15 protein-coding genes are annotated in these 16201 nt (G+C 42.3%); 1 reads left to right on the forward strand and 14 read right to left on the reverse strand.

Annotation, left to right across the window (positions count from 1 at the left end; translation table 11 throughout):
- Window positions 1–2: 2 nt before the first annotated feature.
- From AC4CS8_RS06890 to tehB, 5 genes are all read right to left on the reverse strand, one after another.
- Window positions 3–704 (reverse strand): ABC transporter ATP-binding protein, encoded by a 702-nt coding sequence (locus AC4CS8_RS06890; RefSeq protein WP_493892533.1) that lies wholly within the window; start codon window positions 702–704, stop codon window positions 3–5.
- Between the two features lie 90 nt (window positions 705–794).
- Complete coding sequence (locus AC4CS8_RS06895) at window positions 795–1130, reverse strand: helicase BlpT (protein WP_493892534.1); 336 nt, start codon at window positions 1128–1130, stop codon at window positions 795–797.
- 95 nt (window positions 1131–1225) lie between these two features.
- A complete protein-coding gene (gene tpx, locus AC4CS8_RS06900) occupies window positions 1226–1711 on the reverse strand; it encodes a thiol peroxidase (RefSeq protein ID WP_493892535.1) in 486 nt (161 codons plus the stop codon).
- A gap of 82 nt (window positions 1712–1793) precedes the next feature.
- Window positions 1794–4250: a heavy metal translocating P-type ATPase gene (locus AC4CS8_RS06905; RefSeq protein ID WP_493892536.1), complete on the reverse strand. Its 2457-nt coding sequence runs from the start codon at window positions 4248–4250 to the stop codon at window positions 1794–1796.
- A 93-nt stretch (window positions 4251–4343) separates the two neighbouring features.
- A complete protein-coding gene (gene tehB, locus AC4CS8_RS06910) occupies window positions 4344–5201 on the reverse strand; it encodes an SAM-dependent methyltransferase TehB (RefSeq protein WP_493892537.1) in 858 nt (285 codons plus the stop codon).
- Between the two features lie 179 nt (window positions 5202–5380).
- On the opposite strand from tehB, the gene AC4CS8_RS06915 reads away from it, so the two are divergent.
- The gene (locus AC4CS8_RS06915) at window positions 5381–6424 is read left to right on the forward strand and encodes a zinc-binding dehydrogenase (RefSeq protein WP_493892538.1); all 1044 of its coding nucleotides are present in this window, start codon (window positions 5381–5383) and stop codon (window positions 6422–6424) included.
- Between the two features lie 48 nt (window positions 6425–6472).
- On the opposite strand, the gene thrS is transcribed toward AC4CS8_RS06915, so the two are convergent.
- From thrS to yycF, 9 genes are all read right to left on the reverse strand, one after another.
- Window positions 6473–8425 (reverse strand): threonine--tRNA ligase, encoded by a 1953-nt coding sequence (gene thrS, locus AC4CS8_RS06920; RefSeq protein WP_493892539.1) that lies wholly within the window; start codon window positions 8423–8425, stop codon window positions 6473–6475.
- A 133-nt stretch (window positions 8426–8558) separates the two neighbouring features.
- Window positions 8559–8909 (reverse strand): MazG-like protein, encoded by a 351-nt coding sequence (locus AC4CS8_RS06925; protein WP_493892540.1) that lies wholly within the window; start codon window positions 8907–8909, stop codon window positions 8559–8561.
- A gap of 284 nt (window positions 8910–9193) precedes the next feature.
- Window positions 9194–9556, reverse strand: coding sequence for a hypothetical protein (locus AC4CS8_RS06930; RefSeq protein ID WP_493892541.1), 363 nt, complete (start codon window positions 9554–9556; stop codon window positions 9194–9196).
- Between the two features lie 11 nt (window positions 9557–9567).
- Entirely contained in the window at window positions 9568–10881 is a 1314-nt protein-coding gene (locus AC4CS8_RS06935) for a glycosyltransferase family 4 protein (protein ID WP_493892542.1), read from the reverse strand.
- On the reverse strand, window positions 10882–11880 hold the full coding sequence (locus tag AC4CS8_RS06940) for an LTA glycolipid anchor biosynthesis glycosyltransferase, IagA/BgsA family (RefSeq protein WP_493892543.1): 999 nt from the start codon (window positions 11878–11880) through the stop codon (window positions 10882–10884).
- Window positions 11881–12132: 252 nt separating this feature from the next.
- Window positions 12133–13077, reverse strand: a complete 945-nt coding sequence (locus AC4CS8_RS06945; RefSeq protein ID WP_493892544.1) for a glycosyltransferase family 2 protein — start codon at window positions 13075–13077, stop codon at window positions 12133–12135.
- Between the two features lie 117 nt (window positions 13078–13194).
- Window positions 13195–13998, reverse strand: coding sequence for an MBL fold metallo-hydrolase (locus AC4CS8_RS06950; RefSeq protein WP_493892545.1), 804 nt, complete (start codon window positions 13996–13998; stop codon window positions 13195–13197).
- Between the two features lie 6 nt (window positions 13999–14004).
- Window positions 14005–15354, reverse strand: a complete 1350-nt coding sequence (vicK, locus tag AC4CS8_RS06955; RefSeq protein ID WP_493892546.1) for a cell wall metabolism sensor histidine kinase VicK — start codon at window positions 15352–15354, stop codon at window positions 14005–14007.
- Window positions 15347–16054 (reverse strand): response regulator YycF, encoded by a 708-nt coding sequence (gene yycF / locus AC4CS8_RS06960; protein WP_493892547.1) that lies wholly within the window; start codon window positions 16052–16054, stop codon window positions 15347–15349. Before yycF ends, vicK begins: the two co-directional genes overlap by 8 nt.
- Window positions 16055–16201 lie beyond the last annotated feature (147 nt).

Genomic DNA, 16201 nt, shown 5'->3' on the forward strand with positions numbered 1-16201 from the left:
TCCTAGTATTCCAAACCTGCAATATCCTGAGGAGTCGGGTTGAGTTCTACCGAATGCACACGCGCATCCCGCATCCGAATCACACGATCAGCAATGGGTGCCAGTGAACTATTGTGTGTCACAATAATGACCGTTGCACCATTTTCTCGGGACATGTTCTGAAGAATTTTCAAGACTTGCTTGCCTGTTTGGTAGTCCAAGGCTCCTGTCGGTTCATCGCAGAGGAGAATTTTAGGCTTTTTAGCAACGGCACGCGCAATGGCTACGCGTTGTTGCTCACCACCTGAAAGCTGGGCTGGAAAATTATTGATACGATGGCCAAGTCCAACCTGTTCCAAAACCTCCTTCGCATCAAGCGCATCCTTGACAATCTCTGCCGCCAACTCCACATTTTCCTTGGCGGTCAAATTGGCAACCAAGTTATAAAACTGGAAGACAAAACCGACATCATCTCTTCGATAGTTGGTCAATTCATGACTTGAAAGCTTGGCAATGTCCACACCGTCAATCCAAACCTCTCCCTCGTCATTGCTGTCCATACCACCTAATATATTGAGCAGAGTGGACTTGCCAGCACCAGACGAGCCAAGAATGATAACCAGCTCACCTTGCTCAATTTCAAAGGACACACCCTCATTGGCCACAATGGTCGCATCCCCCATTTGGTAGTATTTTGACGAATTCTTTACTTGGATGTAGGACATGGCACACCTCTCTTCTTCTCTTCCTAACAACTGTATTCTTACTACTTATTATAGCACAAAAGAGGGATTCTCACCCTCTCTGATCATCTATTATACTTGGGCAATAGCAGAGCCACCATAGAGTTTTAACTCTTCTCTGATCGTTTGGTAGTAGTAGCGGTCAAAGGCCTTCCAAGCCTGCCTGCTTTTCTCACTCAATCGCAGATCGCCCAGTCCAACCAAAAAACTGGTTGAACGGTAGAATTTCTCAATCGCAATCAGTTCTGAATTGGTGACCGACTTGGCCTCCGACAATATGCGTATCGTCTCAGTCACATTATGCTGGAACCGTTGTTCATCAACTGTCCCTCGTTTGTCTGCTTGAAAGACCTGATTCAAGTCGTAAATGAGGGCCAAAACGTCTTGAATAATCTGTGTCTTTTCCATAAAGACCCTCCTTGTTTTTGATAAATTTAGTATATCAAATTAGACAAAAATATTCTACCAAAAAACGATGCCTATTCAGGCACCGTTATATTCTTTTATTTAACAGCCTCCAAAGCCGCTTCATAATCTGGATGTTCGTTGACATTGTCCAGGTATTCTACATAGGTGATTTGGTTGTCTGCATTAAGGACAAAGACCGCACGCGCCAGCAAATTCCATTCCCGCATGAGCAGACCATAGGATTTACCAAAGGCATGGTCATAGTAATCAGACAGGGTGATGGCATCTTCCAAACCAGCTGCACCACACCAGCGTTTTTGGGCAAAAGGCAGGTCTGCTGAAATCGTCACGACAACCGTATTGTCACGGTCAGCCAGTTCCTTATTGAAGCGACGGGTCTGCATGTCGCAAATACCTGTATCAATGGACGGAACGACACTAATCACCTTGGTCTGTTTGCCAAAGTCCTTCAAACTTTTCAGACTCAAGTCGTTAGCCATGAGCACAAAATCAGGGGCAGTATCTCCCACTCTTAATTGCGGACCTACCAAGGTCACTGGTTTTCCAATAAAGGTTGTCATAAATATCTCCCTTGCACTTAATATATCTATTGTAAGTGTTTACGAGAAGAATATCCAATAATTTGATTATCTTTTCTGTGAGCTAGTCTTTTAAATCTAACCCTTTCAATCGAAGAGCATTCAAGACAACAGACACAGAACTGAGTGCCATGGCTGCACCTGCAAACATAGGATTGAGCAGAGGTCCACCAAATACATGTAAGAGACCCATGGCGATAGGAATGCCAATCACATTGTATGCAAAGGCCCAGAAGAGATTTTGCTTGATGGTTCGCATGGTTGCCTGACTCAGTTGGACAGCCTTGACCACATCTAAAATGTCACTATGCATGAGAACTAGGTCGGCAGACTCAATAGCAATATCTGTACCCGAACCAATAGCAAGTCCTACGTGGGCTTGAGCGAGAGCTGGGGCGTCGTTGATACCATCTCCCACCATGGCAACGGTTTTTCCTTGTTCTTGTAGGTCTTTGACTTGGTTAGCCTTATCATCTGGTAAGACTTGACTGATAACCTTTTCAATTCCGACTTCCTTGGCAATGGCTTGCGCTGTTTTTTCATTATCCCCTGTCAACATAACCACTTCTAATCCCATAGCTTGCAAAGCCTGTACAGCCTGAAGACTGGTCTCTTTCACTTTATCGGCGATGGCAATGACGGCTAAGAGCTCTTCTTGATTTGCTAGGAAAACAGGCGTCTTGGCTTGATGAGCAAATTTCTCTGCTACTGCAAGTCCTTGGGAAATATCAATTCCCTGCTCACGAATGAGGCGTTCATTTCCTAGATAAATAGTCTGCTCGGCTATTGTTACCGAAAGACCGCGACCGGAAAGTGCCTGAAAATCACTAGCTGGCAACAAAGCAATTTTTTCTGTTTGAGCAGCTTGAAGGAGGGCTTGAGCGAGAGGATGTTCCGAAAATTGCTCACTACTTGCTGCGAGTTGGAGGACTTGCTCACGGCTCTGATCTGCCAAAATCTGAATGTCTGTCACTTGCGGTTTGCCCTCAGTAATGGTCCCTGTCTTATCAAAGACAATGGTGTTCACACTTTGTAGGGTTTCAATAGCTTGACCAGACTTGAACAAGAGGCCATTTTCAGCACCCTTGCCGGTCCCAACCATGATGGCTGTCGGGGTCGCAAGCCCCAAAGCACATGGACAAGCAATGACCAATACAGAAATCATAATGCTTAGGGAGAAAATCCAAGATTCTTGACCGAGGAAGTACCAAGCAAGCCCTGACAAAAGAGCCAAGCCCATGACAACTGGAACAAAGACCGCAGATACTTGGTCAGCCAATTTTGCGATAGGTGCTTTCGAACCTTGAGCCTCTTCTACCAAGCGAATAATCTGAGCCAGCGTCGTATCTAGGCCGACCTTAGTGGCCTGCATAGTAATAGCACCTTGCTGGTTCAATGTACCACCAAAAACATTGTCGCCTTGCTCTTTCTTAACTGGCAGACTCTCACCTGTCAGCATGGATTCATCCACACGTGTCTGACCTTCAAGAACCTGACCATCAACTGGGATCTGCTGACCTGGGCGGACAATCACTTGGTCACCGACTACTACTTCTTCAATCGGAACTTGGACTTCTTGACCATCCCGAAGAACCTGGGCAGTTTTGGGAGCCAAATCCATCAGCTTCTTGATAGCTTCAGAGGTTTGACCTTTCGTTCTAACTTCAAAATATTTTCCGAGGGTAATCAAGGTCAGAATGACTGCTGCTGATTCAAAATACAGCTCTGGATGGTGACCATGCATGGCTACTTCTTTTCCCATTAGGAGAAAAGCAATCATCAAGAGCCCTTGAAGCAAAGCTGCCCCTGTCCCAACGGCAATCAAGGAATCCATATTGGGATGACCTTGGAAGAGGGTTTTAAATCCTTTTTGAAAAAAACTGCGTCCGATATAGAGAACGGGCAAGAGTAAGACGACTTGGCTGACCGCAAAGACAAGTGGCTGATGAAGCCAAACTGGCAAGGGAAGCCCACCAAAAGGCAACATGGGCCCCATAGCAATATAGAGCAAGGGCAAAGTGAAAACTGCTGACCAGATAAATCGTTTCCAAAGAATCTCTTCCTTGCTTGGTCCCTTATCCACCGACTGCTCTACTTCTTCTGGTCTGATGAGTTGATAACCTGCCAGCTCAACTGCTTTCTCAAGACTGGCTGGATTCTGACTATCACGGCTATAGCGAATGGTCGCTTTTTCCGTTGCTAGATTGACAGTGACCTCTTCTACCCCCTCTAATTTGCCTAGAGCTTTTTCAACCGTCATAGCACAAGATGCACAGGTCATGCCAGAAATATCGTAGGACTCCGTCACCAAGTTATCAACTAGATGGTAACCTGCCTTTTCAACAGCCTGACGAATATCCTCTAGTCCCAAAAGCTTTTCAGAATAGCTGACACTCAATTTTTCAGTCGCCAAATTGACACTAGCTTCCTCCACTCCTGCTAATTTCCCAACAGCCTTTTCAACTGTCATGGCACAGGATGCACAGGTCATACCTTCAATAGAATATGTAGCATTTCTCATATATTCACTCCTTTTGACTACATCTGTAATCAAATTATACACCATCCGACTACATTTGTAAACAAAAATGTTTCAAAAAATAGAGGTAGCCCTCTACTTTTTCCTAGCCAGCATTGTCACAAAACGCATCTTAAGGAAATTTCCATTCTCATCACGTTTATGGAGTTGACCAAAATCTTCATTGTACTTAATCAAATCCCAATCTGCATAATATTCCTTCAATTCTCCCGCTCCAAAGGTAAAGGAGAAATTCATAGGACATGGGGCATCTTCCGTATCCATGGCCGCCACAATCAAATTATAACCACCAAGTCGTGTCTGCTCCTGCATATTGTGAATAATGACTGGTACACGGTCACGCTCCAAGAACATAAAGACAACTGTCGAAATAATCCAGTCATAGTCTTGCTCCAGACTGGCTGAGTTAATGTCATAGGTTCCAGCCTGCAGGTCCAAATCTTCTACTTCCTTGATCTGCAAAAGGGATCGGATACTTGGCACATCCTTATCCACAGCCGTTACATCAAAACCACATTGAGCCAAGTAAAGACTGTTTCGACCATGACCACAGCCCAAGTCCAAGACCTTACATGGTTCAATAGTCTTCAAAGCTTCCAAGACTTCTGAATGCGTCCGAGTGTAGTCATACTTTTTAGCAAAATAATCCTCTGGCTGACAGAAAAATTCCAAGAAAAACTCGGTATCATCTGTCAACAAGGTTACACGATGCCAAGCCTGCGGTTCCACAAAGGGAACATCATCTGTCGGACCATAGACAAATCCTCCCAAAATCTCATCATCATCTGAAATCGGCTCAAACTTGAGCTGACCTTTCAAAACCTTGATTTTAGCCCAAGTACCCACCTTGGTATTGTGCTTGGTCAAAAAATGTTGAGGAACCGTATCTTGATTCCAAATAGGCATACGTTTGTAAGGAACTAAAACTGTCATTATTTCTCCTTCTTATCAAGAATAATTATAGTCTATCATAAAGGAAATATGAATTCAATTCCAATTTTTTCTTGACTTAGAGTTAACTCCAAGGTGTATAATAGAGTTGTTAGTGGGAAATCAGCCACTCATCTAAGTAGAAAGGACTTTTACAATCAAACAGTAAAAGGAAGCTATATATGAAAGCAGCTATTTATGAAAAAGCCGGCAAAATGACCGTTGCAGAAATCGAAAAACCAAGTCTTCAAGCTAAGGATGATGTCATTATCAAGGTCGTTCGGGCCTGTGTCTGTGGGTCAGACCTCTGGGGCTATGGGGAGGGCATTCATCATGACCACGGCGATACCAACTCAGGTCACGAAGCAATCGGTATAGTCGAAGAAGTTGGTGAAGACATCACAACCCTCGTCCCTGGTGATTTTGTTATCGTTCCATTTACACATGGTTGCGGGCACTGTGATGCCTGTCGTGCTGGATTTGACGGAACCTGTGATAACCACCCTGGCTATACAAACTGGGGCAATAACTATCAATCACAATACATTCGTTTCCACTACGGAAACTGGGCCTTGGTAAAAGTTCCTGGTCAACCAAGCGACTATTCAGAAGGCATGATTAAATCCCTTTTGACCTTGGCAGATGTCATGCCGACAGGATACCATGCCGCTCGTGTTGCAGATGTGAAACCAGGCGATAAAGTCGTTGTTATTGGTGATGGTGCAGTTGGACAATGTACCGTGATTGCTGCAAAAATGCGCGGTGCTTCCCAAATCATCATGATGAGCCGCCACGCAGACCGTCAGAAAATGGCTTTGGAATCAGGGGCGACTGCTATCGTAGCAGAACGCGGAGAAGAAGGCATTGCCAAAGTCAGAGAAATTCTCGGCGGTGGTGCTGACGCTGCTCTTGAATGTGTCGGTACAGAAGCCTCAATTGACCAAGCTCTCGGTGTGCTTCATAATGGTGGTCGGATCGGTTTTGTCGGTGTACCTCATTATAACAACCACGCACTCGGCTCAACCTTTGCCCAAAACATCATCATCGGCGGTGGCTCTGCTTCTGTCACAACCTACGACAAAGAAATCCTGCTCGATGCCGTTCTCAAAGGCGACATCAATCCAGGTCGTGTATTTACCAATACCTACAGCCTTGATAACATCGACCAAGCCTACAAGGACATGGCAAACAGAAAAACCATTAAAGCCATGATTACGGTGGATTAATCAACACAAAGAAAATCAGAAGTTCTCATTAGAACCTCTGATTTTTTCTTATTCAGCAGCTTCAGCTGGACGTGATTTGCGGGCAATATCTGCTAGGATATGGTCGACAAATTCTGCAACAGTTTGAGTTTGGGTCGCCTTACTTCCGTAGCGACGCACGTTGACTGCGTTGTCTTCTATTTCCTTGTCACCGACGATAAGTTGGTATGGAATCTTGCTAGTCTGGCTCTGACGAATCTTGTATTGCATCTTCTCGTTACGCTCATCCACATGTACACGAACACCACGGTCTTGCAATTCTTTGGCAACCTTCCAAGCGTAGTCCAAATGAGCTTCCACAGAAATCGGAATCAAGGTCACTTGAGTTGGAGCCAACCAAGTTGGGAAGGCACCCTTGTAGGTTTCAATCAAGATAGCCGTGAAGCGTTCCATAGTCGAGATAACACCACGGTGAATCATGACTGGGCGGTGCTCCTCACCGTCAGCACCAATATAGGTCAGACCAAAGCGTTCTGGCAATAGGAAGTCCAACTGAATGGTTGACAGAGTTTCCTCATTTCCAAGGGCAGTCTTCACTTGAATATCCAATTTTGGACCGTAGAAGGCTGCTTCTCCTTCTGCTTCAAAGTATTCTACGCCCATTTCATCCATGGCACCCTTCAACATACGCTGGGCATTTTCCCACATCTCATCGTTGTCATAGTATTTCTCTTTATCTTCTGGGTCACGATAAGACAGACGGAAACGGTAATCGTTTAGGTTGAAATCTGCGTACACATCGATAATCAATTGGAGAGCTTTTTTGAACTCTTCTTGGATTTGTTCCGGTGTCACGAAGATATGACCATCGTTTAATGTCATCTCACGTACGCGCTGCAAACCAGTCAATGCACCAGATTTCTCATAACGGTGCATCATACCAAGCTCGGCAATGCGGACCGGCAATTCACGGTAGGAACGAACATGGTTTTTATAGACTTGAATATGATGTGGACAGTTCATTGGACGGAGAACAAACTCTTCTCCATCCCCCATATCCATGGTTGGGAACATATCTTCTGAATAATGCTCCCAGTGACCCGAAGTCTTGTAGAGTTCCACAGAAGCCAATGGTGGCGTATAAACGTGTTGGTAGCCTGAAGCCAACTCTTTATCTGTGATGTAACGCTCCAAGGTACGACGGATGGTCGCACCATTTGGCAACCAGAATGGCAAACCTTGACCAACCTCTTGGCTAATCATAAAGAGGTCTAATTCCTTACCAAGTTTACGGTGGTCACGTTCTTTGGCTTCTTCACGCATTTGAAGATAAGCCTTGAGGTCTTTCTTGTCAAACCAAGCTGTACCATAGACACGTTGCATCATTGGATTTTCGCTCTTACCACGCCAGTATGCACCAGCAACATTAAGCAATTCAAAAATCTGAATACGACCTGTTGACGGAACGTGTGGACCACGGCAGAGGTCAACGTACTCACCTTGAGTATAGATGGTCAAACCGCCCTCGTCATCAGAGTGCTCTTGAATCAATTCCAACTTATATGGATCGTTTTTGAAAATTTCAAGTGCTTCTTCCTTGGTTACCTCACGGCGTTCTGAAGGGAAGTTTTCCTTGACAATTTTCATCATTTCTTCCTGAATGCGTGGCAAATCTTCGTTTGAAATCTGACCAGTCGCATTGTCCGTATCATAGTAGAAACCGTCCTGAATAGCTGGACCAACACCCAACTTAATGTCTGGGAAAAGGCGACGTGCCGCTTGCGCAAACAAGTGAGCAGCTGAATGACGCAAGATGTCCAAGGCATCTTCGTGGTCAGGAGTCACGATTTCAAGCGTCCCATCTGCTTCAATGGCACGAGTCGTATCAATCAATTTACCGTTGAACTTACCTGCAAGGGCCTTTTTAGCCAAGGACTTGCTGATGCTCTCCGCAATTTCAAAAGTTGTCACACCAGCCTGGTACTCACGAACAGCACCATCTGGGAAAGTAATTTTAATCATAATATAAGATATAAAGGGCGTTAAGCGGACACAGACAAAATAGGAAACAGAACGACGATGCAAGCGTCTAGTTCTCGTTTATCTTTTTGGCCCAGTCCGTAGCCCGTATTCAGTTCAACCAAATACGGAGACCCTAGTCCTTTCTATTTTTTATATATTTTTTAATCCCCAATAACTCTTCTTTTTGAGCTAAAAAGGTTTCCATTTCTTTTTGAATATCAATATCCAGTCGATCGGCTAATTCAATCAACCACCAGATATTTTCAGCCATTTTATGCTCCAAGGTATAAGGTGTTTCATCATAGTAACGCCCCTGCTTGGTCATAATCAGACGGTTCATGTTGCCAATATCATTGGTCAAAGCCAAGAGATCTTCCTCAATGGACCACTCTTTGTCGTGGTGCTTGACTTCCAACTCTCTGTAAGCCTTGCGAATGGCTAGGCAACGGTCAATCGTTTCTTGTGGAATGCTGGTCAACTTCATCTCCTTGTTTTTTCAAAAAAGAAAATACGACGCCCTCACAAAAGGACGTCGTAACGTGGTTCCACCTTCATTCGCAGTCACGCTAAAAAGCCTGACTACCTCAGATTGGCGATAAGGGAACCACCCTTTTATGTTTGCATAAAATCATACCGAGTAGTGTCAATCCTATCCTCTATGTGCTTGCACCCACCGCACACTCTCTCAAAGATTTCCTAGAATTGATAAGTCTCTAAAAGCTATTATAACAGGATTTCCTGATTTTTCAAGGATTTTTGCGAGAATTTCTAGATTTTCCAATTCCAAGCATCTTCCTCATCAACCCCCCCTACTCCTACTCCGAGAAAGCCTATGAGAATGTAAGGAATAACGTAGATTTCTGAGCCCTCTGCATTTGGAAAAATCAGGGTATCGACTGGCAGATAAAGCAAGCCTTGTAGCAGTGGAAACCACCAGGAAAAGCCATGTTTGACAGTATAAATGATTGAAATCAGTAAAATCAAGATTGGTTGATAGACTAAAATCAAGTTAATCAACAATCCCTTGATGGTCAAGTCATCCAGCGGAGAATACATAATCAGCACCGGCACCAGATAATAGACCAGTAAAGTAGGCAAGATGTACCAAAATATTTTTCCTGAATTCTTCATTTTCATCCCTCCTAATCAAAGAAATTACGAACGGATTTGACCTGGGCAACTGATTTTCTGAGAATGCGAGCTGTGGTGTCGGTTGATTTGACAACGGCCTTGGCTGGTAAGGTGACCGCTCCCTTGAGCAATACTTCTGCCACACTATTCTCGTTAATATGCTGCCGTCTAAAGTCATAGGAAATTTTCAAGTCTAGATAGTATTCATAGACTTTACGACCAAAATTAGTGGCCGAAATTTCATACAATTTCTTCGTTAACAAGTACGGACTCATCTCTGGAGTAGCCAGAATAGCATCTATCACCGCATCTGCTATATCACGTTCGCGCTCAAATAAAGTACCAAACATTTTGTTTGAAACAACATTTTCCAAATAAGGATTCGTGTGTGCAATGATTGGCGTACCCGAAGCAATACTCTCTAAGTAGGTTAAACCTTGGGTTTCACTGGTCGAAGCCGAAATAAAGAAATCAGCCGCCTTGTAATACAGTGCTGTTTCGCTCGGAGCAATCATACCCGTCATGGTCACCGCATCCGTAACACCTAACTCCATAATCAGTTTTCTCAACTCTTCTTCGTACGGACCACCTCCGGCAATAACAAGTTTGACTTCATTATTTTCTTTTAAAATAGCTGGCATAGCCCGAATAACTGCTTGGATATTTTTTTCATGGGAAATACGCGATAAACTAAGAAGCATCGTTTCATCAGGGGCTATCCCCAAGTTTTCCCTTAACTCCATTGTTTCTATTTCTGTAATTTCTGGTCGGTCAAATTTGACCAAATCGATACCTGTTGGAATTACTCGCTTCGGAATATCGATATGATATTCATTCAAAATGCCTTCCACAATCTCACTGGGACAGATAATCCCGTCTAAATCACTAGCGAAAGCCCGTACAAGATATTTGACCATACCAGGTCTAATCAGACGCCCCTTAGCAATATAGTGAACATAATCCTCATACTGAGTATGATAGGTATGCACTACAGGAATATTAAGCTCTCGTGCAATCATTTTACCTAAGATACCCAAAGAGAACTCCGTCTGAGTATGGATAATATCCAACTTATAACGACCTGCAATTTTCAAAGCATCACGAAAACCAGCATAAGCCACTCGACGATCTTTGAAACCGATAAAAGGCACACTGGGAATACGGATAATATCCCAATCTTCATAGCGATTAACCGCCTCATCCGTTGTTGTAAAGATAAAGACCGTATGCCCCTGTTTTTCCAGCTCCGTTTTTAAGGTCTTGATAGAAGTGGCTACTCCTGATACCTGCGGAAAATAACTATCTGTAAATAAACCTACTCGCATTTACATCTCCATTACGCGACGGTATGCTTCTACCAATTGGTGAGAAACTCGTTCCATTGAGCGACTTTCTGCCACACGGTAGCCCGCCTCGCGTTTATCTACTTTTTTATCTAAAATATCTTGAATCGACTGAACAAAATCATCAACCGTTTGTCCCAATTCTGCACTTGTTTCATCAATCCAACCTTCATATACTGGAATATCTCGTAATACAACATGTTGATGGCTAGCAAAAGCCTCCAAGACCACAATTCCCTCTGTCTCCTCATAGGAAGGGAAGAAAAAGGCATCTGCGCCACTCATGGCTCCTTGAAAAACAGCTCCTTTGAAATAACCAGGAAATTCTACGTTAGCTGGATGATCACCGTTAACAATGCGCCGAATATAAGAAGGAATCAACCATTTATTAATGGAACCAAGCCAAATAAAGCGAACATGCGGCATCTTCTCAGCCACCTTGACAAAGTCTTCTATTCCTTTCCGGCGAAAATATAGGCCAGCACAGACCACTACAGGCTGTCCTTCTTCAATTCCAAAATGCTTTCTAAAGACAGCCTCCTTATGGGCATCTTTTTTATATTTATCTAAATCAATTCCGTTAGAAACTGCCACAATAGGTGTGGTGACTCCATAAGATTCAATCAATTTCTTGGAATATTCTGATGGAGTGATAACAAAGTCAGCTTTCTGGTACATACTAGCTAAATACTTACCAACAAAAGGAGCTAACGCATTCGATCCTATAAAAGAATTTTGAAAATCTTCCTTCGTTGAATGACCATGCATGATGACTTTTTTACCATGGCGCTTAGCAGCATGAAGCAAGAGCCAGCTCCTCGGCCCATAGGTATTAATATGAATGACATCATAATCCCCCAACAAGTCTGTAGTATAGGGAATACCTGCCTTGTCCAAAGCTTCCATTTGATGATGAAGAGCCCTACCGATACCAGACTTCTCTAACACCGATTTGCCCTCTAAATATAACAAAACTTTCATGTCTCTATTATAGCATGTTTTATAAAAAATGGCGTACTTCCTTGGCAGAGAAAAAGGAAGTAAGAAGATCTCAGTAAAAAGAGCTCTCTCACTTCCACACATGGTAATTTGACCTTACATAGTTACCTTCTTGTTTTCTAAAAATCCTACCGAGATGGTTCAGCAAACTGTTTCACACCACTGGATGCTTCGTCATCTTAAACAATCAGTCACTACACTCATGCATTGACTATACTCAATAACTATAGTCTATCAAATGTACTCTCTTTTTTGAATGCCTCCTGCTCGTCTTACAATATAGACAGGCCGATTTTTCGTCTCCAAGAATATCTTAGAAATATATTTTCCAATAATTCCAAGTGCCAATAATTGCAAGCCACCCATGAACAAAATAAGGCAAACTAGACTCGGCCATCCATCCACACTTCCTCCAAAGAAAAGCTTCCGAATGATGATAAAGACAATTCCAATACATGAACTAATGAAAGAAAGAAAACCACCAACGGTTGCCAAATTCAACAATACATCGGAAAAATTAACAATTCCTTCAATTGAATATTTAAACAATGAAAAAAAGTTCCAAGAAGTTTTCCCAGCCACACGTTCTCTATTTTCAAAACTCAAATAAGTTGTTTTGTAGCCAACCCAAGAAAAAAGTCCTTTAGAAAAACGATTGACTTCTCGAAGTTTTAAAATGCTATCGACAACCTGTCGAGTCATCAACCGAAAATCACGCGCACCATCTACCATTTCCGTGTCAGAAACCTTGTTAATCAGAACATAAAACATACGAGAGAAAAACGAACGAATTGGAGGTTCTCCAACTCTATCCTTCCTCCTAGTGCCAACTACATCATAGCCTTCCTGAATTTTTGCATACATATCAATTAACAGTTCTGGCGGGTCTTGTAAGTCGACATCCATTACCGTCACTAAATCACCACTAGCGTGTTCTAGACCTGCTAAAAGAGCTGCTTCCTTTCCGAAATTTCGTGAAAATGACAAATATCCGACATTCGAATATAGCTGTTCTACTTCTTCTAATACTTCTAATGTCCCGTCCTTCGAACCATCATCAATAAAAATATATTCAAAAGATAAGTCCGTCATTTGATTTTCTACACGCTTTGTTTCCTCTAAAAAGGGGCGGATTGTCTCCTCTTCATTATAACAAGGAACAACTATACTCAGCTTCATCTCTTCCTCCTATTCCTTACCGCTATTTCATCCTTCGAATAAAATTATATCTTAAATATTCTATTATTTCAAAGTAATACATCAAAAATCCTTTGCCAGTTCGACAAAGGAATACCACTAAATCCGTGTTAGTTGAGTTGCTGAGTCTGGGGAAGTATCATAGACTTGAAAATCTGTCCCAACTGCCAAGTCAGCTTGAGCTAACTGATTAACCATGGTCATGTGAGCTAGTTCCTTGATATTATTTTCTTTGGATAAGTGCCCTAAATAGATTTTTTTAGTCCGATTTCCTAAGGAACGAATCATGGCATCCGCTCCGTCTTCATTACACAAATGTCCTTTATCGGATAAAATACGCTGTTTAAGATTCCAAGAGTAGGAACCCGCCCGAAGTATTTCAATATCATGATTCGACTCAATCAAATAGCCATCAGCATTTTCTACAATTCCAACCATTCGGTCACTAACGTAGCCTGTATCTGTCAACATAACAAAGCTTTTGTCATCTTTCATAAATCGATAAAACTGAGGACTTGCCGCATCATGACTGACACCAAACGACTCAATATCTAAGTCCCCGAATGTCTTTGTCACCCCTAGTTCAAAGACATATTTTTGTGCGACGTCGATTTTCCCTAGTTTGCCATCCATTGCCTGCCAAGTTAACTCGTTTGCGTAAATGTCCATACCATATTTACGAGCCAGAACTCCGATACCTTGTATGTGGTCACTGTGTTCGTGGGTTACCAAAATGGCATCAATATCCTCTGGCTTGCGGTCGATTTCCGCCAATAGACTGGTAATCTTTTTTCCTGACAAACCAGCATCTACTAAAATCTTTTTCTTTGGGGTTTCCAAGTAAAAACAATTCCCACTCGATCCCGATGCCAATATACTATACTGAAATCCTTTTTCTGACATAGACTCCTATTCTTCCTCTATCATGTCATCCCACTCATCCATAGCGATATCCTTGTTATAAGGTAGCACAATGGTAAAAGTAGATCCATGACCATACTCACTTTTCGCCCATATAAAGCCTTTGTGTTGTTTTATAATTTCCTTCGCAATTGCCAAGCCCAAACCTGATCCTCCTTGGGCTCTGGAGCGCGCCTTATCAACCCGATAGAAGCGATCAAAAATTTTCGGCAAATCAGCCTTGGGAATTCCCAGACCTTGATCCGAAATAGAAACAATAAGCTGACTATCTGTCGTTTTCATACTGAAAGTAATCTTCCCTCCATCTGGAGAATACTTAATCGCATTATTGAGAAGATTATCTAGAACCTGCGTCATCTTATCTGTATCAATCTCCACCCAGATAGGTGTAATCTGATAATCTCGCACAATCGAGTAGGCCTTGTCTGTTTCCTGACTCTTCATCTGGTCAAATCGGTTCAGAATAAAGGTGACAAAAGCGGTAAAATTGATTAACTCAACATCAACTGTTCCCACTTGATTGTCAATTCTTGAGAGACTCAATAAGTCTGTAATCATCCTCATCATCCGATTGGTTTCATCTAAGGAGACTTTGACAAAACTAGGTGCTACGGCATCTGTCAATGCCCCTTCATCCAAAGCTTCTAAATAAGATTTGACCGAAGTCAAGGGAGTTCGCAATTCGTGGCTGACATTAGAAACAAAAAGCCTACGTTCTCGCTCTTCTTTAGCTTGTTCGGTCATGTCATGCAGAACCACAACAAGACCTGAAATCAGACCACTTTCACTACGTATAGTAGCAAAATTTGCTCGCAAAGTCACATACTCTCCATTTTCGCTAGCATGGTCAATCGTTACCTCAGGTGTCTGAGCTAATAAATCCCTAAACTTATATTGGTCTCTCAAATCCAACACGTCTAACAATTCAGCCTGCTCAATTTCTTTCCCTCGCAAACCAAGCTGTTTTTGGGCCATATCGTTCACCATGATAATTCTACCCATACGATCTGTTGCTACTACCCCATCACTCATATAAGATAGAATAGAAGAAAGTCGAACTTTTTCTTGTTCTAAACTATCATGAGTCAGGCGAATCACCTCAGACAAATCATTTAGCGAATTGGTCATGTCTGTAATTTCAGGACTTCCTCTCATATCTAAGATATCAGAGTAATCTCCTGCAATCAATTGTTTTACTTTTTGATTTAGTTGTTTAATTTGTTTATTATCACGATGGTTTTCAATTAAAAGAATAGTGACCGTTATAATAAAACCTATCAAAATTACAATAAACCAAAATTCTGCAGTAGTCAGTAGATAGCGTAGTTGATTAATCATTTCCCTTTATATAGTATCCAACTCCCCGACGAGTCAAAATATACTCTGGACGACTTGGGACATCCTCAATTTTTTCTCTTAGACGACGCACAGTAACATCCACCGTCCGAACATCACCGAAATAATCGTAGCCCCAAACAGTCTCTAACAAATGTTCGCGTGTCATCACTTGACCCGTGTGGTTCACCAAGTGATGCAGAAGTTCAAATTCCCTATGGGTTAGTTCTAACTCCTTACCGTGTTTTTTTGCAACAAAGGCATCCGGTACTATAACCAAATCCCCCAATACTAGCTCTGGTGTTGTCCCAGAAGACTCTATATCTAGTTGGGTCTCTGTTAACTCACTTCTGCGAAGAAGTGCTTTAACACGCGCCTGCAGTTCTCGGTTAGAAAAAGGTTTCGTCACGTAGTCATCTGCACCAATTTCCAAACCAATCACCTTGTCAAACTCACTATCTTTGGCAGAAAGCATAAGAATCGGAACATTGCTCGTTTTGCGAATCGTCTTTGCCACTTCCAGACCATCAATCTCTGGCAACATTAAATCCAAAATCACAATATCTGGAAACTCAGCTTCAAATACTTCTAAAGCTTCACGACCATCATAAGCTGTTACAACCTCATAACCCTCTCGGGTCATATTAAATTTGATAATATCTGAAATCGGCTTTTCATCATCAACAACTAATATTTTTTTCATTTTCTGTTCACCTTTTTTATTCTTCTTTCTATTATATCAAATCCCAGCTCATTTGGCACTTTATTAATCTATGTTATAAAACATAACATTCAATGTCTTGAATATTCTGAAAATATTTGACTTTTCTCATTTTAAGTGCTAAGATAA

It is taken from the genome of Streptococcus sp. NSSLK0004, assembly GCF_059039125.1.